The sequence below is a fragment of the Paraburkholderia dipogonis genome, assembly GCF_042680985.1.
Lineage (GTDB): Bacteria > Pseudomonadota > Gammaproteobacteria > Burkholderiales > Burkholderiaceae > Paraburkholderia > Paraburkholderia phytofirmans.
In genome coordinates, this window is the sequence record NZ_JBHUFR010000034.1 from 259273 (window position 1) to 279340 (window position 20068).

The window sequence follows — 20068 nt, forward strand, 5'->3', positions numbered from 1 at the left end:
CTGCTCGTTGCTATGGTGTCCACGCACAAACGCGGCCCAGCTATCCGGCCACATGTTCATCAACGTGCGGCGTTCAAACCGGATGACGGCCCAGACGAAATTCGATCGCGGTGTTCTCGCTGTACCCACTCGTTTGCGCGACCGACAAGCCCTGCGCGCCCAACGCGCTCAACCAGGTCTGATACACGCCTTCGAGAAACGCCGGCGTCCACGTGAGCGCCGCGCCGCCGAACGCCTGCAATGGTGCGCAGTAGTGAACGATGCGCAGTGACTCGGGTTCGTCCGCCAACTCGACGTAGCCCCAATCCATTTCATGCCAGTACGAATTCAAGGTCCGTGCGAGTTCGGCGGTCGATTCGCAGGCGGGCAGCGGATGCGCCGCCGCAAACCGGCTGCCGACGCGGTGCATCAGTTGACGCAGTTCGTCGCGACCGATCTGCGCTTCGAACTCGGTGGCCAATGCGGTGAGCATGCCGCGCCACTGCGGCGAGATCTGGCGTTCCAGCAGGTAATCGAGAATTGGGACCATGTTTTCCGGGAAATGGCCGTCGCTTCAGCCGCTTAAAAAAATTAGATGCCACGACCGGGTGTAGAGAAAAAGTCTTGCGGGAAATCGCGTATTGCACGCTGCCTAGGTTAGTTTTACCGGGCTGTCTAGTCTGTCCGCCACACTTCGAAGCAGTCTACTTAAGACATTAACTTTTAGCCACTTCCCAATCGTCTGTTTATACGCGCAACTCATTGCGGCGGATGCATTTTGGATTAAGTAATTTTTGCTGCTTGATTCGCCTCATTGCTTAGCTACCTTGGATGGCCGGTAAGAATGTGTCTGCTATGACTCTGATAACGGCTGAATTCGCCAAGTGATTTAGCAGTTTTGTTTCGTGATAAATGCAACGTTTTGCGATTGCCGGACGGCAGTGATCTTTCTCCTGCGGCGAATCCTTGCTGAATCTTTCGGAGCCCTTGCGCGCCGAATTTTTGTCCGAGCCGCTAAGCTTGCGAACTTGCATCAAGATGCGCACGGAAAAAGAACGGGCGTACGCGGCAAATGCCGACGATGCCGTTTGATTCATTCACCGCAATGCTCAATCCACTCAGTATTCTTCTGGTCACCGTGTTGTCGAGCGCCATGGCGATGGCCGTGCTCGGCTCGTTGTGGCGCGCGGCGATTCCAGGCGTCGGTTACTGGATCTCGGCCAACGCGATCGCGATCGTCGCGTTGCTGGCTTTCGCGTTGCAAGGCCATGGGTCGCGCTGGCTGACCTTCGTGGCGTCCAACGTGTTGCTGGCCGTTTCGCTGCTGCTGGTGCTCGAAGGCTGTTTGCGCTTTCTGGGCCGCCGCGTGCGGCCGTGGCCGGCGTACGTCGGCCTTGTCGTCGTGCTGTTCGGCATCTCGTACTGGACCTTCGCCGCGCCGGACTTCAACGCGCGCGTCGCGCTGGTGTCGGCGTTTCACGCGGCACTTTATGCCGCGCTCGCCGCGCTCCTGCTGCGCGGCCGTCCCGCGAACCGGCCGCGCTATAGCTACTATTTCCTCGCGGTGGCGGCGATGCTGCTATGCGCGGGGCACACGTCGCGCGGGCTCATGTACGGTTTCGGTCTGCTGACGCAAACCAGCCTGCTGCAGGTGTCGCCGTCCAACATCATTTTTCTCGCGCTCGGCATTCTTGCGCCGCCCTGTCTTTCGATCGGCGTGGTGATGCTCGCGCACGACCGCCTCGCCGAGCGGCTCGAACGGCTGGCCAATGTCGACGACCTGACCGGCGCGCTGTCGCGCCGCGCGTTTCTGGCGATCGGCGACGCGCTGCTGAAAGCCTCGCTGCGTACCCGCTCGCCGGTGGCGCTGGCGATCATCGACATCGACTCGTTCAAGGCGGTCAACGACAACCACGGCCACGCCGCGGGCGACCAGGTGCTGAACCACTTCGCGACCTTTGTCGCCCGCAACCTGCGGGTCGGCGATGTGTTCGGCCGGCTGGGCGGCGAGGAATTCGGCGTGCTGTGCCCGGCCACCAGCGCCGCCGAAGCGGTGAGCCTGCTCGACCGTCTGCGGGGCCGGCTGGCCGGGGCCGCGGCGGACGAGTTGCCGCGTGGGCTGCGGTACACCTTTAGCGTTGGCGTGGACCAGCTGCGACGCGATGAATCGCTCGCCCAACTGATGGCGCGCGCGGACGGCGCGCTGTATGCGGCCAAGGCGTCGGGCCGCAATCGCGTCATGGCGGCATAGAGCGGAAGGCCGCGGAGGAGAAATCTTCGTTCGATTTGTGCGGAAGGCATAAATATTTGTCAGATCTTTGCCGATATCCATTGGCAGAGTGACCGGAACCAGGCTGATATCTATCAATATGCTTTCCACCGCAACGCAGCAACCGTTCGACGCCGGTTTGCGCGATCGCTTCCACCGGCGCTCGCTCGAGCATCAGCGTCCACTGTCCACCGTGACCATGGCGTTCACCGTGGTCGCGTTCCTGTGCTTCGTCGGGGCCCGCGATCTGGTCGACGGCCCGGCCGCGCCGCTCGGCTACCGGCTCACGTGCGCGCTGCTGCTCGCCTTGCTGGTGCTGGCGATTCCTCGCGCCAGGTCGACGTGGAGCTTCGGCCTGATCGGCGTCGCTTACTCGCAGGTGCTGGTGGCGGGACTCGCGATGAACATCGTGGGCGTCACGCAACCGTTGCTGTGGACGCTGCCCGCGATGGTCGTGATCCCGATCTGCGCCGCGCCGCTCTGGCTCACGCCGACGCACTTCGTCACCGGCAGCGTGCTTTTCTATGCGACGGCGTTCGCGCTGCTGTTCGGCGCGCCGCTGACGCACGACGTCGAGACGGTCGTGTGGATGTGGATCGTGGCGATCGGCGTGCCGACTTCCGTCGTGTTTCACTTCGGCTTCTACCGGTTTCGCCGCAACCACTTTCTGCTGGAGAGCCAGCTCGCGCAACTTGCCGCGACCGACCCGCTGACCGGCCTGCAAAACCGCCGCGCGTTCGTCAAACAGGCCGAGCGCCGCCTCGACACAGTCACGCCGGACACGCGGACGAGCGCGATCTTTCTCGACATCGACAACTTCAAATCCCTGAACGACCGCTTCGGCCATGCGATCGGCGACCACGCGCTGTACCAGGTCGCCCAGGTGCTGATGGAAGAGGCATCCACGGACGACAGCGTGAGCCGGATCGGCGGCGAGGAATTCGCGCTGCTGCTGCGCGACGGTCTCACCGGCGCGCTTCATGTGGCCGAACGGCTGCGCCATGCGATCGCCGCGATCGAGCGGCCGGACGGCCGCCTGACCGCGAGCTTCGGCGTGGCCGAGCACCGCAGCGGCGAAAGCATCATGGTGCTGCTCGATCGCGCCGACGAAGCCTTGCTGCGCGCCAAGCATTCCGGCAGAAACCGGGTGTGCGCCGAGCGCGCGCTGCCTCGCGAGGCGCTGCAGCTGCTGGCCGACGACGGGTCCGACGAGAACGGGGCGCCGGTGCGGCGGCATCGCTGGGAGGAGTACTACCTCACCTCGCATTTCCAGCCGCTCTACAGCTTGTCGCATCAGAAGCAGGTGGGCTTCGAAGCCTTGCTGCGCGGCGAGCAGGACGACGGCAGCCTTGTGCCGCCCGCGGTGCTGTTCGCGCCCAGGCCTTCGAGCGACGAAGGCGGGCTCGATCGCGCGAGTCACGTCGTGCATCTGGCCAACGCGCGCAAGTCGCTGCCGGGCGACGCGTGGCTCTTCCTGAACATTCTGCCGGCCACGTTCATCGCCGATGGCTACGCGGACCAATTGGCGATAATCGTGCGGTCCGTCGGACTCGAACCTGAGCGCGTGGTCCTGGAGATTCTCGAATCGCACGGCGGCAGCGTCGACGACATGTCGCGGGCGGCGGCGCTCTATCGCGAACACGGCTTCCTGATCGCCGTCGACGATTTCGGCGCCGGCCAGTCGAATCTCGACCGGCTGCTCAGGATTCGCCCGGACCTCGTCAAGCTCGACGGCGAACTGATTCGCGCGACCGGTCACGGCACCGAGCAGCCGATTCTGCCGAAGCTCGTTTCGCTGCTGCACCTGGCGGGGATGCTGGTGGTCGTCGAAGGCGTGGAGACCACAGAAGAACTGATTCTCGCGGTGGAATCGAATGTGGATTTCGCGCAGGGCTTTCTGCTGGGGCGGCCGGCCAAAGAGATCGCGCCGCCGGAGTCGGTGCACCGGCGCATCGACGAGGCTTTCGATGTGATCGCGCAAGGCCGGGCGCATCAGTACGCGTTGTTCGAAACCGAAGTGGAGCCTTACCGGGCCGCCTTGCGCCTTGCTGCCGATGCGTTGCTGGCCGGTGTGGCCATGGAAGAGGCGTTCGCCCGGCTCGCGAGGTTCGAGCGCTGCATCAGCTGTTTCATTCTCGACGACGCGGGCAGGCAGATCGGTCACGAGGTCCAGGGGCCCGCCTGGAGCACGGACGGGGCTTCGCTGCAACCCGTGGCGAATCCGCGCGATGCGCGCTGGGATCATCGGCCGTATTTCCGCAATGCGGTGTTGTTGCCGGGCGTGGCGGTGTCGAGTAATCCTTATCTTTCGCTGGCGAGCGGCAGGCCGTGTATCGCGGTGACGCTGGCGTTGCAATTTGCCGCCGAGCGGTCCGTGATCGGCGTGGAACTGGACTGGTCGGCGTCAGGCTTGCCTTGGCCCGCGGCGGAGTAGATTTTTTTCTTCCCTCAGTGCGGGCCTGGCTGTTCACGCCGAACAGGCCGCGTCAGTATCCGCCCTTGGGCGATGCCGCCATCGTCGCAGTCTTTTTATACGACGCCGCCAGGTCCGCCGCCGCGCGGCTCAGTAAACCCGTGTCCGTGCCGACTGCCACAAAAGTCGCGCCCGCTTCGAGGTAGTCGGCGGCAATCGCCGGGTCGGGCGCGAGTACGCCGGCCGATTTACCCGCGCGCAGCACAGTCTGGATGCCGTTGCGAATCGCTTCGCGCACGCGGGCGTCGCCGGGTTTGCCGAGCAAACCCATCGACGCGCTGAGGTCCGATGGACCGAAAAACACACCGTCGACGCCTTCCACTGCCGCGATCGCAGACAGATTCTCCATACCCTGCAAGCTTTCCACCTGTACCAGCACGCACAATTCGTCGGCGGCCGTGTTCAGGTAATCCGGTATCCGGTTCCAGCGCGATGCGCGCGCCAACGCACTGCCCACGCCGCGAATGCCTTGCGGCGGATAGCGCGTGGCCGCGACCGCGTCGGCGGCCTGTTCGGCGGTGTCGATCATCGGCAGCAACAGAGTCTGCGCGCCGATGTCGAGCAATTGCTTGATCAGCGCGCTGTCGCTGCGCACCGGACGCACCACCGGATGCGACGCATACGCGGCCACCGCCTGCAATTGCGCGAGCGTGCTGCGCACGTCGTTGGGCGCATGCTCGTTGTCGATCAGCAGCCAGTCGAAGCCGGCGGTGGCCAGCAACTCGGTCACGTAGGCGTCGGCGAGCGCGGCCCACAGGCCGAATTGCGGTTTGCCTTCGGCAAGCGCGCGCTTGAAGGTGTTGTGCGGCAGAGACATGTCGTGTCGACTCGAATAAGCTCAGATGAAATTCAAACCGATGCCGCCCAGCGGACCGTAGTCGACATGGAACGTGTCGCCCGCGCGCGCGACGATCGGGCTGGTGAACGAGCCGCTCAGGATTACGTCGTTTGCGTTGAGCGACTCATCGTATGCAGCGATCTTGTTGGCGAGCCAGGCCACACCGGTAGCCGGATGATTCAGCACGGCGGCCGCGAGACCGCTTTCTTCGACCGCGCCGTTCTTGTAGAGCAACGCGCCGACCCAGCGCAGGTCGACATCCAGCGGACGCACCGGACGGCCGCCCAGCACGATGCCAGCGTTCGCCGCGAAGTCGGAGATCGTGTCGTAGACCTTGCGCGGGGCTCTGGTTTCGCGGTCGAACTGTTCGATGCGCGCGTCGATGATTTCCACCGCCGGCGTCACGTAAGCGGTCGCGTCCAGCACATCGAACAGCGTGACGCCGGGACCCTTCAACGGCTTGCTCAACACGAACGCCAGTTCGACTTCCACGCGCGGCGCGATGAAGCGGTCCGCGCGAATGTCCTGGCCGTTTTCAATGAACATGCTGTCGAGCAGGGGCGCGTAGTCGGGCTCGTCGATCTGCGACGAGCGCTGCATCGCGCGCGAGGTGAGGCCGATTTTGCGGCCCTTGATCACGTGGCCCTCGGCGAGTTTGAGCTTGACCCACTCGCGTTGAATCGCGTAGCCGTCCTGCACGGTCATCTGCGGATAGGCGGCGGAGAAGTGGCGCAGTTGCGTGCGCGTTTTCTCCGCGTGGTCGAGTTGTGCCGCGAGGTCGCGGATCGTCTGTTCGTCTAGCATGATGGATTCTCTCAGTGCCGCTATTCAGCCTTCAGGCGTGCGTGCAGGTTGTTGTGTTTCCACGTACCGGCTTCGCTGAATTCATTGATCTCCAGCGATAAAGCGAGCCCGTGCTGTGCGAATTCAGTGGCGAAGTGCTGCTTGATCAGCGCGAATAGCGCGTCGCCGGTGGCCTTTTTTGCCGCTTCGGAGCGGCCCGCGCCGATCTTCAGGTTCGCGTGCAGGAAAGCGGCGTCGGCGCGTCCGTCGGCGATGCAGTACTGTTCGCAGCGCAACGCGCGCACGCGGATGCCGCCGAGCGGATAGATGCGCTGTTCGTTCTCGCGTTGCGCGTCGAGGCACTGCGCGAGCGCCTTGCACAGTTGGCCGATGCTTTCCGCGCCGGCGAGATTGGCGCTGTATTCGAGTGTCAGATGCGGCACGGTGAACTCCTTGTCTGGTGTTCAGGCGGGTAGCGGCGTAACGGGGAAGATCGCGTTGATCTGGCCGGTGCCCGAACTGCCGAAATACGGCGTGACGACTTCCGCCTTGCCGTCGTATCGGTCCCAGCCGAGCGCGCCGAGCAGCATCGCGGTGTCGTGCATGCCGCCTTCGCCCCAGCATTTTTCGTTGTAGAGCGGCAGCATTTCGCAGAAGGTTTTCCAGTCGCCGGCTTCCCACAACTCGACCACCTTGCGGTCCATCTGTTCGAGAAACGGACTCCACACCTTGTGCATGAACTGCTCGGCCGTGCCGTTGTTGGCGAAGTGGTGGCTGAGCGATCCGCTCGCCAGAATCGCCACGGTGCCGTCATAGCGCTCTTCGATGGCCTTGCGCACCGCGAGGCCGAAGCGCGCACTGGTGTCGAGGTCGTGCCACATGCACCAGCCCGCTACCGAGACGGTCTTGAAATGCTGATCGCCATTCATATAACGCATCGGCACCAGCGTGCCGTATTCGAGTTCGAGCGTGGTCTCGCTGTGCGCGCGGCTTTTCACGCCCATTTCGTTGGCGACTTCCGCGATCAGATTGCCGAGTTCGACATTGCCCGGATACGCGTACGGCATGTTCTTGATGAAATGCGGCAACTCGTTGCTCGTGTAGACGCCTTCGAATTTCGGCGCGCAATTGATGTGGTATTCGCTGTTCACGAGCCAATGCACGTCGAACACGACGATCGTATCGACGCCGAGTTCGCGGCAACGCCGGCCGATTTCATGATGGCCGTCGATAGCCGGCTGACGGCAGCCTTTATGCGGCCCGTCGAGTTCGGACAGATATAACGACGGCACATGAGTCACTTTTGCTGCCAGCGCGAGTTTGCCCATCGCGGTCTCCTATTCGGTGTGACTGGCTCTGCGCCAGGCACTCATGTCATAGCGCACGAAGCGTGTTGGCGACTCAAGCGCCCCAGCGCGGAATGTGATGCGAGCCCAGCGACACGCAAACATTCTTCGGTTCGAGAAACACTTCATAGCTCCACGTGCCGCCTTCGCGGCCCACGCCCGATGCCTTGGTGCCGCCGAACGGCTGGCGCAAGTCGCGCACGTTCTGGCTGTTGACGAAGCACATGCCGGCTTCGACGGCGGCGGCAACGCGCAATGCGCGGCCGCTGCTCTCGGTCCAGATGTAACTCGACAGGCCGTAAGAGATGTCGTTGGCGAGTTTGATCGCGTCGGCTTCGTCGTCGAAGGGAATCAGGCAGGCGACCGGGCCGAAGATCTCTTCCTGCGCGATGCGCATGCGGTTGTCGACATCGACGAACACGGTGGGTTGAACGAAATTGCCTTTGCGCATGGCGTCGGGCAAATCCGGCATGTCGAGGCCGCCGCACGCGAGCGTCGCGCCTTCTTTCGGGCCGAGTTCGATATAGCTGCGCACCTTCGCCAGATGGCCCTGACTGATCATGGGGCCGACAATGGTGCTGTCGGCCAGCGGATCGCCCACCGTCAAACGCTTTGCACGTTCGATGAAACGTTCGGCAAAGCGTGCGTAAATAGAGCGCTGCACGAGAATGCGCGAGCCCGCCGTGCAGCGTTCGCCGTTGTTGGAGAAGATCATGAATACGGCGGCGTCGAGCGCGCGTTCGAAATCGGCGTCGTCGAAAATCACGAATGGCGACTTGCCGCCGAGTTCCATCGAAAACTTCTTCAATCCCGCGGTTTGCACGATGCGGTTGCCGGTTGCCGTCGAGCCCGTGAACGACACGGCATGCACGTCCGGATGCGCGACCAGCGGCTCGCCGGTGTCCTTGCCGAAGCCGTGCACCACGTTCAGCACACCGGCGGGGATGCCGGCTTCGAGCGCGAGGTTGCCGAGCATCGAGGCGGTAAGCGGCGAAAGCTCGCTCATCTTCAAGACAGCGGTATTGCCGAACGCGAGACAGGGCGCGACTTTCCAGGTGGCCGTCATGAACGGCACGTTCCATGGCGAGATCAGCGCGCACACGCCGACCGGATGAAACAGCGTGTAGTTCAGATGCGTATCGGTCGGATACGTATGGCCGTCGACGCGCGTGCACATCTCGGCGAAGTAGCTGAAGTTGTCGGCGGCGCGCGGCACGAGCTGCTTGCGCGTTTGCGAGATCGTCTGGCCGGTGTCTTTCGTTTCGGTCTCGGAGATCTCCGGCACGTTCTTCGCGATCAGTTCGCCGAGCTTGCGCACCAGTTTCGCGCGTTCCGCGGCGGGCCTGGCGGCCCACGCGGGAAAGGCGTCTTTGGCGGCGCGCACGGCGGCGTCGACTTCTTGCGCACCGCCGCGCGCGACTTCGGCGAGGACTTCTTGCGTGGCCGGATTGACCGTTTCGAAGTAGTCTTTCGCCGCGCTCGCTTTACCGTTGATCAGATGTTCGATTCGCATTGCTTTGTCCTTTCGTGCTGTCGATCAGGCGCGGTTGAAGTCCGCGTCGCCCGCAATCGTATTGACGAGACGGCCCAGACCGTCGATTTCGCAGACCACTTCGTCGCCCGCGTTGACGTTGACGATGCCTTCCGGCGTGCCGGTCAGGATCACGTCGCCGGGCGCGAGGGTCATGAAGCTGCTCAGGTATTCGATCAGCGCCGGGATGTCGGTGACGAGATCGCGCGTGTTGCCGTGTTGCTGACGCGTGCCGTTCACGAACGTGCGTAATTCGAGTTGCGTCACGTCGTCGACGTCGGCGGCGTCGACGAACCAGGGGCCGAGCACCGTGCCGCCGTCGCGATTCTTTACACGCAGGTTGGGGCGGTAATAGTTTTCCAGGTAGTCGCGGATCGCGTAGTCGTTGGCGATCATGTAGCCCGCTACATGCTGCATGGCGTTGTCGCGCTTCACGTTCTCCGCGGTTTGCCCGATCACCACCGCCAGCTCGCACTCGTAGTGCATGAAGGTGACGTCGGCGGGGCGGCGTGTCACGCCGCGATGACCGATCACCGTGCCCGGTCCCTTGAGAAACACGAGCGGCTCTTCCTGCTTGTTGAACTGCAATTCCTTCGCATGCTCGGCGTAGTTCAGGCCGAGCGCGAAGATCGTGCCGACTTCGATCGGCGCGAGCCACACGACGTCATCCTCGCGACGCACGCGGCCATCGGCGAGACGCACGCCATTGGCATCGGGATAGGCTTCGTGAATCGCGCCTGCATATGCAACGCGGCCGCGGATCATGGCTGTTCCCCTTCGTGTTCTTCGGCGCCGACGAACGACACCGTGAGCGGCGGCATGGCGCCGATCGAGAGCGTGGCCGTGTCGCCGATATGCGCGACAGGCGAACCATGCGGCACGCCGAGCGTGATGACGTCGCCCGCACTGAGCGTCATGAAGTCGGTCACGTCCGCGAGCAATTGCGCGATATTGCGTACCGACGACGCGGTGCTCGCCGTGAACGCGTCTCGTGACCCGAACTGAACTCGGATCGCCAGGTTGTCCGGCGTCGCAACATGATGCGACGCAACCACGGCCGGCCCGACCACGCAGAAACCATCGCGCGCCCGGAATCGCACCGACGGCCGGTACACGTTCGCATGCGGCACGCTGAGATCGGCGACCAGCGTGTAACCGGCGATATAGTCGAACGCCTGTGCCACGCCGACCCGTGTTGCAGTGCGGCCGATCACGATGCCAAGCGACGCGCCGACTTCCACGCCCAACGCATCGTCCGGCACGACGACCCGCGCGCGATGCCCGGCGAGCGTATTGCGCGGCTTCAGATAGAGCACCGGCGCTCGTGGCGGCGCTTTATACGGCGCGGCGTGCACCGCGTCGCCCAGCGCCGCGAGCGCGGCGCGGTCGTTCAGCAAGGTTCCATAGACAGCGCCGCGAACCGGCGCGCGGCAGGCCGTGCCGCGTGCGAGCAGCGCGGCCGCCGCGCACGCATCCACGTCGCGCGGCAGCGCCTCGCCCTCGGGATGCAGCAGATGATCGGCAAGTGCGAACATAAATTAGCTGTCTCTCGGCAAAAACACTAACATGTTAGTAGTATTGCGCTTGATATGATCCATGGTCAATAGCCTGTCGGCTGATCGCGGGTTTTCCCTTAAGTTTCGACGGCTGCTTTTACCTCATCTTCCAACATGTCCGCTTCCGCCTCGACCCGAGTTTTGCATCGCAACCTGCCCATGCTGTTGCTGCGCGCCAGAGAAAAAATGATGGAGCGGTTTCGTCCGCTGATTACCGCGCATGGATTGACCGAACAGCAGTGGCGCGTGATTCGCGCGCTCAATGAGCACGGCCCGATGGAACCGCGCCACATCTCCGATATCTGCACGATTTCGAGCCCGAGCATGGCCGGCGTGCTCGCGCGCATGGAGAGCATGGAACTCGTGACCAAGGAGCGTTTCGCCGAAGACCAGCGGCGCGTGCTGGTGTCGCTCACGGACACGAGCGCGGAATTGGTGCGCGTGATTTCGAAAGATCTCGAAGCGCACTACCGCGAGCTGGAGCGCAAGGTGGGACTGGAGATCGTCGAGCGCGTGTATCGCGCGGTGGACGATCTGCTGGCGGGTCTGGAGGAAGAGGAGGAGTGAGGTAGGGGCTTAGCGGTGCGGGTTGGGGCCGCGCAACAGAAACGTCATGCGCTGGCGCCCCGGCGTCACCAGCCGTGAAAGCGTCGCCACTCCACGCTGTTGCCGTCCGGCGCCACCGCGTGATACTCGGGAAACTGCGCGCCGGTAGCGCACGCGTGATTCGGCAGAATGCGCAGTTTCATGCCGATGGGGAAGCGCTGCGTGACATCGTCGTGGGCGTCCGCGTTGTCCGCGGTCGGCGAGAGAATGCCGTGCTCCTGGTTGGCGCCGCTGACCACGTAGCCGGGCAGCGCCGTGCCGTTCAGCAGACACGGCTGGCCATAGGCGAAATCGTGCGACTGCTTCGCCGTGCCGCGATCCCGGCTCATCGCCATCCAGCCCGCGTCGAGAATCGCCCAGCCCTTTTCCGCCTGATGACCGATCACGGTGGCGAGCACGCTGAGCGCGATGTCGTCGAGCGCGCACACGCCGACGTTGTGCATGACGAGGTCGAACAGCACGTACACACCGGCGCGCACTTCCGTGACGCCCTCCAACTGCGTGGCGGCGAGGGCCGTCGGCGTCGAGCCGACGCTGACCGCCGGGCAGGCAATGCCGGCTTCGCGCAGCCGCTGCGCGGCGCGCACGCAGCCGGCGCGTTCCTGTTCGGCAAGCGCGGCGAGTGCTTCGGGCGTATCGAGCTCGTAGCTCGAACCGGCATGGGTCATCACACCGCCAACGTTGACGCCGTTCTCATGCAGAATCCGGCCGACTTCGAGCAGTGTGTCCTGTTCCGGTGTAATGCCTGAGCGGTGCCCGTCCGTATCCACTTCGATCCACACCTCGAAGGTCTCGCCGTGCTGATCGCCGAATGCGGCGATGGCCGAGGCGGCGGTCGGATTGTCGACCACCAGCTTCAGATTGCAGCCCTGGCGGCGCAGCGCGAGCGCTCGTGGCAGCTTCGACGGGACCATGCTGACGGCGTAAAGAATATCGTCGACACCGGCGGCGAAGAACGCCTCGGCTTCCTTCAATGTGGACACCGTGATGCCGCGCGCGCCGGCGGCGATCTGCGCGCGGACCACGTCGATGCATTTGGTGGTCTTCACGTGCGGACGAAACGCGACGCCAAGCGTGTTCATCCGCCCTTGCATACGCGCGATGTTCCTTTGCATCCGTGCGATGTCGATCAACGCGGCTGGAGTTTCAATCTGGTCGAGTTTCATGCTTTCACCGGGAAATGGGGTTATGCGTGGTCATGCTGGTTTGCGCCGAAGCGGGCGAGCCACGGGACGAGCTTGTCGAGCGTCGGTGACTCGAGTTCAGGCGCCTGCGCGCCGTCTACGAGCGGCAGGCCGACGCGGTTGTGCCAATACGTCCGCAAGCCGACGGCGGCGGTGCCGAACATGTCGTAGCTGGAGCCGGCCACGAACGCCGCTTCGTGAGCTTGCACGCCGAGTTTTTCGAGCGCGAGGCGGTAGGGCAGCGGGTCCGGTTTGTACACACCGGCCTCTTCGGCGGTGACGATCGCGTCCCAGCGGACCGGCAACAGATGAGCCGCCTGTTCGCCCAGACGCGTGGAGCAGTTGGTGACGACCGCCAGCTTGCAATGCGGCGCGAGCGTTTGCAGCGCGTCGAGGGCGCCGCTCCACGGCATGAGCGTCAGCCAGTCCACTTCGAGTGCGAGCGCGGCGGATTCGGGCAAGCCGACTTGTGCGGCGGCTTCGCGCACCAGTTGTTCATACGCAATGTACGAGCCGCAGCCGTAGGTCAGCCGCAGATAGGCGGCACGCCATGTCCGGCCCGCCTGTTCGGAACCGGCCGCGCGATTCCATGAGGTCCACGAGTCGAGCAGGGCGGTCAGAAGATCGAACAGGACCGCTTTGGGATAGGCGGCAGGCACGGAGGCAAGAGTCATGATTGAGTTGAGCGGCCACGGACGGTGAGCTGATTATAGAGTTGGATCAGCGGCGCGGCGTTCAGATAGGCTAACTCATAGATTCAGGCAGATTGAACAGTGCGTTTTGCGGCTGCGCGCAAGCGGGTTTTGAACGTTCATCGCCGCCAGGGCGGCTGCGGCCTGAACCTGGTTTGCAGATACTGCATGAAATGGCGCGTACGCGCCGGCAGGCCCGCGCGTTGGTGCGTCAGCGCCATGACGTCGGCATCCGGCGCTTTCCATCCGGGCAGCAGACGGACCAGCTTGCCCCTCGCGATATCGTCGGCCACGTCCCATTCGGAGCGCAGGATCACGCCGCGTCCTTCGCATGCCCACTGGCGGATCACGTCGCCGTCGTTGCAGCTCAAATGGGCGGACACGCGCACGCTGCGGCGCGTACGGCCCTTGCTGAACTGCCACAGCGAGACATCTTCGTTGTTCTCGCGCAGCACGATGCAGGGCAGTTTGCTCAACTCCTCCGGAGAATCCGGCGTGCCGATTCGCCTGATCAGCGCGGGCGCCGCGCAGACGAAGCGCGCATTCGGTGCAATCGTGTAGCCAATCAGATTCGACACCGGCAACTCGCCGATATGCACGACGATATCGAAACGATCCATCGTCTCGGTCAGCGGCTTGTCGGAGAGCGTAAGGGCGACGTCGACGTCGGGGTTGCGCTGCTGGAAATCGGCAATCACGGGCGCGAGATGCCGCCGCCCGAAGCCTAGCGGCGCATTGATTTTCAGCGTGCCGACAAGTCCGCCGCGGCGCATCTGCAAGTCTTCGAAGAGCGCGTCGAACTGCTGGACGAGGTCGGCGCCCCGTTCGCACAGCAGCGTGCCTTCTTCCGTGAATTGCAGGCGGCGTGCCGTACGGTTCACCAGCTGCGCGCCCAGCTTTTTTTCCAGTTGCTGAAGGCGCTGCGTAACCGCCGAGGGCGATAAGCCCAGCTTGCGTGCCGCGGCGACCAGACTGCCGCTTTCGCGCAGCGTCAGCAGGAAACGGATATCGGCCGAATCGTTCATTTGAGCGCCGTTTGAGTTCGGAAGTCTGGCAGCTTAAAGTGTTTGGACTCGCGGTTCCAGTTCCGTCTGGCACACGCGCCGGCGAATGCGGCGCGGCTTGCAAGGTAAAGTGATGCCTGCCTTCATGCAGTCGACAGCGCGAGCCGGTAAAGTATGCGTTTGCGCCGATTACCTGTTGCTTTCATTTGAAGAGAAGTCCACATGCCGTTGTCCAATGGGCCGTCGAATGGTCCGTCGAATGGTTCGTCAAGCGATGCCGCGCGGAACAGCGCCTTGAAACAGGCGGTGTTTCTGCATACAGGCTGGCGTAGTGCGGGAACGTGGGTCTGGTCGCGACTGCGCGAACTCGACACCGTGACCGCCTTTTATGAACCGCTTAGCAACGTGCTCGCGGATCTGAGCCTTGCCGATGTGTCCGCGTCGCGCCCCACGCTGACGTCGGGTCACCCGCCGCTCGACGCGCCGTATTTTGACGAATATCGCCCGTTTTTACGCGCCGGCGCTCGCGGCGTGGACGGTTACCGCCGGGGTTTCAGTCTCGATCGCTTCGCCGGCATACCGAATGCGGAATTTCCCGCCATGCAGGCCTATTTGCGCAATCTGTGCGAGCGCACCGCCGAACAAGGCAGCGTACCGGTCTTCAAGTTCTGCCGTTCGTCCGGCCGGCTGCCGTGGCTGAAACAGGCTTTTCCGCAGGCCATGCATGTGGGCGTGCTGCGAAATCCCGCGTCGCAGTTCGCTTCGGGGTGGCTGCTCAGCCGGCAATGGAGCAATCCATTTTTCGTTGCCGCGCCGTTTCGGGTGCTGGGGCTGAATCAGGCGGACCCGCTAGTCCGGCAGGCAATCGAGATCTGCGGCGTGAGCTTGCCGCCGTCCGCGCCCACTTCGGACGACGCTTATGCAATGGCTTGTGAGCAGTATGCGCGCACGGCGGAGGGTAATAACGCGTATCGGGCGTTCGTCGCGCTGTGGATTCTGTGTACGTTGCGTATGGCGGGAGGCGTCGATCTGCTGGTCGACATGGACCGGCTTGGAACATCGCGCGACTATGCGGCGGGTTTGCGCGCCGTGTTCGAAACGCAGAGCGGTTTGTCGCCCGACTTCGGCAGCGCACGCGATCTGGTGGAGGAGACGCGGCGTGGCGCGGCGCGCATGAGCGGCATCGACGGAAGGGCGATGCGTGCCGTGCATTCCGCCGCGCTCAAATTCCTCAAGGCACAGGGCGGCGCGGATGCCGCCTTTGTCGAAGTGATCCGCGAGAAGATGGTGTTGGCCAATGAACTGACCGACGCATGGCGCTGATGGTGCATTCGCCGCGCGACGGCAAACAACCCCGAGCGCGGCGACGCATACTCGCCGTCATTCAAGCGGCCGCTGACACGGCAGCCCGCAACCCCAGCGAATAACTGTCCACACCAAAGCCGCAAATCTGCCCTTTGACGATTTCCGCGAACACGGACACATGCCGGAATGCCTCGCGCGCGTGGATGTTCGACATATGGATTTCGACCACCGGTACCGTCAGGATCGCCAGCGCATCGCGAATACCGTAGCTGTAGTGCGTCCATGCACCGGCGTTGATCATCACGCCGTCTGCGTTGTCCGTGAAAGCCTGGTGGATGCGTTCGCACATGGCGGCTTCGCTATTGGTCTGAAAGCTCTCGACCTGCACGCCCAGTTCCTTGCCCAATGCCTGCAGGCTGCTGTCGATTTCGGCCAGCGTCACGGTGCCATATTGCGCGGGATCGCGCTTGCCGAACATATTGTGGTTGATGCCGTGAAGCATCACGAACGTTTTCATGGGGTGTCCCTGGAGCAATGAATTCAGTAAGGGCGGTGCGGCATCAGTGCGCTGCCGCGGCCGCGGACGTCGTGTCGACCACGGCACAGGTATTGGCCGCTTCGACGATCGCCTCGGTAATGCGCAGATTCTGCAGACCGTCGCGGGCGCTCACGAGCGGTTCGACTTCTTTGCGGATCACGCGCGCGAAATGTTCCAGCTGGAGCTTGAGCGGATCGTCGCGCGTCATCTCGGCGACGCCGACCTGAAACGGCTTCCACCACGAACGATCCTCGGCCTTGCCATAGGTTTTCAGGCGCATGGTGGGCACGGCAAGCGAGCCGAAGGTGCCTGCAATGACGTAACAATCTTCATCCGGATACGTCGGATAAGCCTTGTTTTCCTGCGAGGTCTGCTCCCAGCTACGCGCGCTCGCGGCCGTGTCCGACAGCATGAAGCTGCCGAGCGCGCCGCTCGCGAAGCGCAGGTTGATCGCCACTGTGTCTTCGACCGGAAAGCCGCGTGTGGCGCGCGACGAAAACGCCTGCACGGCCACGATGTCGCCGCACAGCATGCGCAGGTTGTGCACCTCGTGAATCATATTCAGCAGGATCGGACCGCCGCCCGGCTCGCGCCGCCAGGGGGCGTCGGCGTAGTACTCATCCGGTTTGAAGAAGACCGCGCTGCCCATCACCGCGACCAGTGTGCCGAGCCGGCCTTCGTCGATCAGTTGCTTCGCACGGGCCATGATCGGACTGTGTGCGCGATGATGCCCGATCAGCAACGGCACGCCGCGGCGTTCGACCTGGCCGGTCAGCATTTCGGCCTCATCGACCGTGGACGCGATCGGCTTTTCGAGCAGCGTGGGCACGCCGGCCGCGAGACAGGTCAGCGCGTGCTCCACATGCAACTGGTTCGGCGTGGCCAGGATTACGCCGTCCGGGCGATCGCGTTCGAGCAGTTCATCGAGCGTCCGGTAAAGCGGCACGCCGGCTTGGGCAGCAAGCGCCTGTGCCGCCGGCGACGGGTCGACGATCGCCGACAGCGCGCACGTGCCGCTCTGCCGCGCGACAGCCATGTGAGCGCGGCCGATATAGCCCGCGCCGGCCACGGCGATGCGGATCCTGGTCATGGATCGATTCCTTTGAAGTTCGATAAAAATGGCTTACGCAAGGGCTTTTTTGGTTTCGGCCATGGTCTCGGCGCGCATCCGGTCGTAGCTGACCTTATCGATCGGCACCGCATTCGGTTCGCCAAGATCGCTCAGCCTGACGCGGTAGTTCTCGCGGGCGGTCCATGCGGTCACCGCGGCAACGATGGTGATGGCGAACGTGATCGTGCCGATGATGAGCGGCACATTGGTCGATCCGGGCGGCGCGACATAAGCGAACAGCGCGGGCAGCAGAGCGGTGATCGTCGTGCCGATGTTCTGACCGATGGCCATCGCGGAGACGCGTGAGCGAGTCGGGAACAGCTCCGGATAGAAGCTCGGGAAGATCGCGTTATAGCCTTGATAGATGATGCCCCACATGAGGATCGACATCACGATGGCGAGCGGCACGTTGCGAACGCTGATCGCGTACAGGTAGCCGAACGACAGCAGACCCGCGCCGAGCGCGCCTACGACGATGGGCAGACGGCGGCCGACCCGGTCGGAAAGGTTGCCGACATAAGGAATCACCAGCACGGCGACGATGTTGCCGATCACCGGAATCCACAAATAGACGCTCTTGGAAAAACCGATGCCGTACGACGCCTGCACCGCATAGGCCGCGCCGAAAATGGTGGCGACGACCGGGATCACGTTCATCAACGAGCAAAGAATCACGCGCACCATATCGGGCCAGTTGTAGCGGAAGGCTTCGACAATCGGCGACTTGGGCACGCTGCCGCTCGCGTCTTCTTTGGCGAACGCGGGTGTTTCATGGACTTCGCGGCGAATGTAGTAGCCGGCGATCAGCACCACCGCGCTCATCAGGAACGGGATGCGCCAGCCCCACGAATTGAACGAGCTCTCTTCCATGAAGTAGGCGAGCGGCAGGAACACGGCGGCGGCGAGAATCTGGCCCGCCTGCACGCCTTGCAGGGTAAAACTGGCGTAGTAACCGCGCCGCCCGAACGGTGCGTGTTCGAGAATCATCGAACTCGCGCCCGAGATTTCACCAGCCACGGCGAAGCCTTGAATCAGGCGCAGCACCACCAGCAGGGCGGGTGCGAGCAGCCCGACGCTGTGATAGGTAGGCAGAAAGGCGACTGCCATCGTCGAGAAGCCCATCAGGAACATGCAGACGAGCAGTACGTTCTTGCGGCCGTGAGTGTCCCCCCAGTGGCCGAGCACCAACGCGCCGATCGGCCGCGCGACGTAACCGACGCCGTAAGTGGCGAGCGAAGCCACGATGGCGATCTTCGGATTGCCAGAGGGAAAGAATAACTGCGGAAAAATCAGGGCCGCCGCCTGAGCATAGATAAAAAAGTCGTAGTACTCGAGTGCCGAGCCGATCCAGCCGCTGGCGGTTGCTTTGCGAGCCTGCGAGCGGCGTTCGTGGCCGCCTGCCGATGTATTGGTTTCCATGGTGTCTCCAGAACAGAAATGTTTTTTGATCAGCTTCTACGGCTGATTCATTGGCGTACTGAAAGCAAAACTATGCAAGCCAGGATTTACCTGGCTCCGACCGCGCGGCCTGTTTCCTGGACGCCAGGGATGTTGCTGTGCAGCGAAACGGTCTTCCGATATATGCAGGGTTAACGAGTCCCTGGTTGTACCCAGTATTTCATCCGGCCCGCATGGCTTGCCCGATCGGCTCGTTAAGGCTAGGGTAATGTGCTTCTGCACGGACACAATGCGGCCGAATGGAAAATCAGAATGCGCTCACAGCCAGCAATGAGTCTTTCCTGCGAGATCTGCAGTTGTTCTGCAACATCGCGCGCCGGGGCAGCTTCGTCGCGGCATCGACGGAAATGGGGTTGTCGCCCTCGCATGTCAGCAAGCGCATCGCCATGCTGGAAATCAGTCTCGGCGTGAAGCTCTTTCAGCGCACCACGCGCCGGGTAAGCGTGACGAGCGACGGCGAAGCCGCTTTGCAGTGGGCGCAAAAAATACTCGACGACGTGCAGGGCATGGCCGATGCGTTCGCCGATCGCCGCACCGAATTGCGCGGCCTGCTGCGCATCAGCACCAGCCTGAGGCTCGGACGCAAACACGTGTCGCCGATTCTGGCCTTGTTGCGCCAGCGTCATCCGAATCTCGAGATCTGGCTGGAATTGCTGGACCGGCGCGCTGATCTGGTCGGCGAGAACTTCGATATCGATGTTCGCGTGGGCGAAGTGCATGAGCCGCATCTGATCGCGCACAAGATGGTGGAGAGCGCGCGGATACTCTGCGCTTCGCCGGAGTATCTGGAGCGGCGCGGCGTGCCGCGCGAACTGGCCGAACTGGCCCAGCACGACTGCCTGCTGTTTCGCGGACGCGACGACCGCTTCGGCGTCTGGCGGCTGAGCGGTCCGGACGGCGAAAAGAGCGTGAAGGTGACGGGCACCGTCGCGTCCAATCTCAGCGATATCGTCGTGCAGTGGGCGAGAGACGGCTACGGCGTGGTGATGGTTTCGATCTGGGACGTGGCCGAGAGCCTGCGCGCCGGCGAACTGGTGCGCGTGCTGCCTGATTACATGCAGTCCGCCGATGTGTGGGCGGTGACCGCGGAGCGTCTGTCGTCGTCGGCGAAGATCCAGGTGTGCATTGAATTTCTTCGGGAACAGTTGACGAGCGGTCCGTATGCGCTGGTGACGCGCGGCGTGGGCGGCTTTTGACCGAGCCGCGCAGCGACGTGCGCTAACGCCTGAACGGGGTTCGCGTCCCAATACAGTTGCCACGCAGAAAACAATACAGTGAGGCGCGGTTTTAATGGGCTGTATCGGGAATAAGACCGGCGCCGTCGATACAGTTGGCGGGTCTTGATGGAGCCTGCCAACGAGCGGATCGCCGCTCTGGCGCCGCGCGACGTAGCCT

At 63.3% G+C, this 20068-nt stretch carries 19 protein-coding genes; 5 read left to right on the top strand and 14 right to left on the bottom strand.

What is annotated here, in order from left to right:
• Positions 1-73 precede the first annotated feature (73 nt).
• Positions 74-529: a cellulose biosynthesis protein BcsD gene (bcsD, locus tag ACFSNN_RS36555; RefSeq protein WP_134463816.1), complete on the bottom strand. Its 456-nt coding sequence runs from the start codon at positions 527-529 to the stop codon at positions 74-76.
• 555 nt (positions 530-1084) lie between these two features.
• Here bcsD and ACFSNN_RS36560 point away from each other — a divergent pair.
• Together ACFSNN_RS36560 and ACFSNN_RS36565 are read left to right on the top strand one after the other, a co-directional pair.
• Positions 1085-2230 (top strand): GGDEF domain-containing protein, encoded by a 1146-nt coding sequence (locus ACFSNN_RS36560; protein WP_134465596.1) that lies wholly within the window; start codon positions 1085-1087, stop codon positions 2228-2230.
• A 118-nt stretch (positions 2231-2348) separates the two neighbouring features.
• Positions 2349-4682 carry a bifunctional diguanylate cyclase/phosphodiesterase gene (locus tag ACFSNN_RS36565; RefSeq protein ID WP_134463818.1) on the top strand — a complete coding sequence of 778 codons (2334 nt, stop codon included), beginning with the start codon at positions 2349-2351 and terminating at the stop codon, positions 4680-4682.
• A 52-nt stretch (positions 4683-4734) separates the two neighbouring features.
• On the opposite strand, the gene hpaI is transcribed toward ACFSNN_RS36565, so the two are convergent.
• The 7 genes from hpaI to ACFSNN_RS36600 all read right to left on the bottom strand — a co-directional run bounded on the left by hpaI (position 4735) and on the right by ACFSNN_RS36600 (position 10754).
• Positions 4735-5538: a 4-hydroxy-2-oxoheptanedioate aldolase gene (hpaI, locus tag ACFSNN_RS36570; RefSeq protein ID WP_134463820.1), complete on the bottom strand. Its 804-nt coding sequence runs from the start codon at positions 5536-5538 to the stop codon at positions 4735-4737.
• Between the two features lie 21 nt (positions 5539-5559).
• Positions 5560-6363: a 2-oxo-hept-4-ene-1,7-dioate hydratase gene (gene hpaH, locus ACFSNN_RS36575; RefSeq protein WP_134463822.1), complete on the bottom strand. Its 804-nt coding sequence runs from the start codon at positions 6361-6363 to the stop codon at positions 5560-5562.
• Positions 6364-6383: 20 nt separating this feature from the next.
• On the bottom strand, positions 6384-6785 hold the full coding sequence (locus tag ACFSNN_RS36580; protein WP_134463824.1) for a 5-carboxymethyl-2-hydroxymuconate Delta-isomerase: 402 nt from the start codon (positions 6783-6785) through the stop codon (positions 6384-6386).
• Positions 6786-6806: 21 nt separating this feature from the next.
• Complete coding sequence (gene hpaD, locus ACFSNN_RS36585; RefSeq protein ID WP_012427672.1) at positions 6807-7670, bottom strand: 3,4-dihydroxyphenylacetate 2,3-dioxygenase; 864 nt, start codon at positions 7668-7670, stop codon at positions 6807-6809.
• A 73-nt stretch (positions 7671-7743) separates the two neighbouring features.
• A complete protein-coding gene (gene hpaE / locus ACFSNN_RS36590) occupies positions 7744-9201 on the bottom strand; it encodes a 5-carboxymethyl-2-hydroxymuconate semialdehyde dehydrogenase (RefSeq protein WP_134463826.1) in 1458 nt (485 codons plus the stop codon).
• A gap of 24 nt (positions 9202-9225) precedes the next feature.
• On the bottom strand, positions 9226-9984 hold the full coding sequence (locus tag ACFSNN_RS36595; RefSeq protein WP_134463828.1) for a fumarylacetoacetate hydrolase family protein: 759 nt from the start codon (positions 9982-9984) through the stop codon (positions 9226-9228).
• Positions 9981-10754 carry a fumarylacetoacetate hydrolase family protein gene (locus ACFSNN_RS36600; RefSeq protein ID WP_134463830.1) on the bottom strand — a complete coding sequence of 258 codons (774 nt, stop codon included), beginning with the start codon at positions 10752-10754 and terminating at the stop codon, positions 9981-9983. The genes ACFSNN_RS36595 and ACFSNN_RS36600 overlap by 4 nt, the downstream gene beginning before the upstream one ends.
• 180 nt (positions 10755-10934) lie before the next feature.
• On the opposite strand from ACFSNN_RS36600, the gene hpaR reads away from it, so the two are divergent.
• Positions 10935-11342: a homoprotocatechuate degradation operon regulator HpaR gene (gene hpaR / locus ACFSNN_RS36605; protein WP_134465597.1), complete on the top strand. Its 408-nt coding sequence runs from the start codon at positions 10935-10937 to the stop codon at positions 11340-11342.
• 65 nt (positions 11343-11407) lie between these two features.
• Here the strand turns inward: hpaR and ACFSNN_RS36610 are convergent, their stop codons facing one another.
• From ACFSNN_RS36610 to ACFSNN_RS36620, 3 genes are all read right to left on the bottom strand, one after another.
• The gene (locus ACFSNN_RS36610) at positions 11408-12547 is read right to left on the bottom strand and encodes a DSD1 family PLP-dependent enzyme (protein WP_134463832.1); all 1140 of its coding nucleotides are present in this window, start codon (positions 12545-12547) and stop codon (positions 11408-11410) included.
• A 20-nt stretch (positions 12548-12567) separates the two neighbouring features.
• Positions 12568-13239 (bottom strand): HAD family hydrolase, encoded by a 672-nt coding sequence (locus tag ACFSNN_RS36615; protein WP_134463834.1) that lies wholly within the window; start codon positions 13237-13239, stop codon positions 12568-12570.
• 137 nt (positions 13240-13376) lie between these two features.
• Complete coding sequence (locus ACFSNN_RS36620) at positions 13377-14282, bottom strand: LysR family transcriptional regulator (protein WP_134463836.1); 906 nt, start codon at positions 14280-14282, stop codon at positions 13377-13379.
• A 201-nt stretch (positions 14283-14483) separates the two neighbouring features.
• Here ACFSNN_RS36620 and ACFSNN_RS36625 point away from each other — a divergent pair, with 201 nt between their 5' ends.
• Positions 14484-15584, top strand: coding sequence for a hypothetical protein (locus ACFSNN_RS36625; protein WP_134463838.1), 1101 nt, complete (start codon positions 14484-14486; stop codon positions 15582-15584).
• Positions 15585-15645: 61 nt separating this feature from the next.
• Here the strand turns inward: ACFSNN_RS36625 and aroQ are convergent, their stop codons facing one another.
• Genes aroQ through ACFSNN_RS36640 form a run of 3 tightly spaced genes read right to left on the bottom strand, consistent with a single transcriptional unit; the run spans position 15646 to position 18634 of the window.
• Positions 15646-16083, bottom strand: a complete 438-nt coding sequence (gene aroQ / locus ACFSNN_RS36630; RefSeq protein WP_134463840.1) for a type II 3-dehydroquinate dehydratase — start codon at positions 16081-16083, stop codon at positions 15646-15648.
• Between the two features lie 43 nt (positions 16084-16126).
• Positions 16127-17194 (bottom strand): Gfo/Idh/MocA family protein, encoded by a 1068-nt coding sequence (locus ACFSNN_RS36635; protein WP_134463842.1) that lies wholly within the window; start codon positions 17192-17194, stop codon positions 16127-16129.
• 33 nt (positions 17195-17227) lie between these two features.
• A complete protein-coding gene (locus ACFSNN_RS36640; protein ID WP_134463844.1) occupies positions 17228-18634 on the bottom strand; it encodes an MFS transporter in 1407 nt (468 codons plus the stop codon).
• Positions 18635-18912: 278 nt separating this feature from the next.
• Between ACFSNN_RS36640 and ACFSNN_RS36645 the strand changes: the two genes are divergently transcribed.
• Positions 18913-19869 carry a LysR family transcriptional regulator gene (locus ACFSNN_RS36645; RefSeq protein WP_134463846.1) on the top strand — a complete coding sequence of 319 codons (957 nt, stop codon included), beginning with the start codon at positions 18913-18915 and terminating at the stop codon, positions 19867-19869.
• Positions 19870-20068: the final 199 nt, after the last annotated feature.

Coding starts and splice junctions, on each gene's coding strand:
- ACFSNN_RS36600 (WP_134463830.1), bottom strand. CDS start 10,754: ATGTTCGCACTTGCCGATCATCTGCTGCATCCCGAGGGCGAGGCGCTG.
- ACFSNN_RS36620 (WP_134463836.1), bottom strand. CDS start 14,282: ATGAACGATTCGGCCGATATCCGTTTCCTGCTGACGCTGCGCGAAAGC.
- hpaH (WP_134463822.1), bottom strand. CDS start 6,363: ATGCTAGACGAACAGACGATCCGCGACCTCGCGGCACAACTCGACCAC.
- ACFSNN_RS36645 (WP_134463846.1), top strand. CDS start 18,913: ATGGAAAATCAGAATGCGCTCACAGCCAGCAATGAGTCTTTCCTGCGA.
- bcsD (WP_134463816.1), bottom strand. CDS start 529: ATGGTCCCAATTCTCGATTACCTGCTGGAACGCCAGATCTCGCCGCAG.
- hpaR (WP_134465597.1), top strand. CDS start 10,935: ATGCTGTTGCTGCGCGCCAGAGAAAAAATGATGGAGCGGTTTCGTCCG.
- ACFSNN_RS36635 (WP_134463842.1), bottom strand. CDS start 17,194: ATGACCAGGATCCGCATCGCCGTGGCCGGCGCGGGCTATATCGGCCGC.
- hpaI (WP_134463820.1), bottom strand. CDS start 5,538: ATGTCTCTGCCGCACAACACCTTCAAGCGCGCGCTTGCCGAAGGCAAA.
- ACFSNN_RS36595 (WP_134463828.1), bottom strand. CDS start 9,984: ATGATCCGCGGCCGCGTTGCATATGCAGGCGCGATTCACGAAGCCTAT.
- hpaD (WP_012427672.1), bottom strand. CDS start 7,670: ATGGGCAAACTCGCGCTGGCAGCAAAAGTGACTCATGTGCCGTCGTTA.
- ACFSNN_RS36565 (WP_134463818.1), top strand. CDS start 2,349: ATGCTTTCCACCGCAACGCAGCAACCGTTCGACGCCGGTTTGCGCGAT.
- ACFSNN_RS36625 (WP_134463838.1), top strand. CDS start 14,484: ATGCCGTTGTCCAATGGGCCGTCGAATGGTCCGTCGAATGGTTCGTCA.
- ACFSNN_RS36560 (WP_134465596.1), top strand. CDS start 1,085: ATGCTCAATCCACTCAGTATTCTTCTGGTCACCGTGTTGTCGAGCGCC.
- hpaE (WP_134463826.1), bottom strand. CDS start 9,201: ATGCGAATCGAACATCTGATCAACGGTAAAGCGAGCGCGGCGAAAGAC.
- ACFSNN_RS36640 (WP_134463844.1), bottom strand. CDS start 18,634: ATGGAAACCAATACATCGGCAGGCGGCCACGAACGCCGCTCGCAGGCT.
- ACFSNN_RS36610 (WP_134463832.1), bottom strand. CDS start 12,547: ATGAAACTCGACCAGATTGAAACTCCAGCCGCGTTGATCGACATCGCA.
- aroQ (WP_134463840.1), bottom strand. CDS start 16,083: ATGAAAACGTTCGTGATGCTTCACGGCATCAACCACAATATGTTCGGC.
- ACFSNN_RS36615 (WP_134463834.1), bottom strand. CDS start 13,239: ATGACTCTTGCCTCCGTGCCTGCCGCCTATCCCAAAGCGGTCCTGTTC.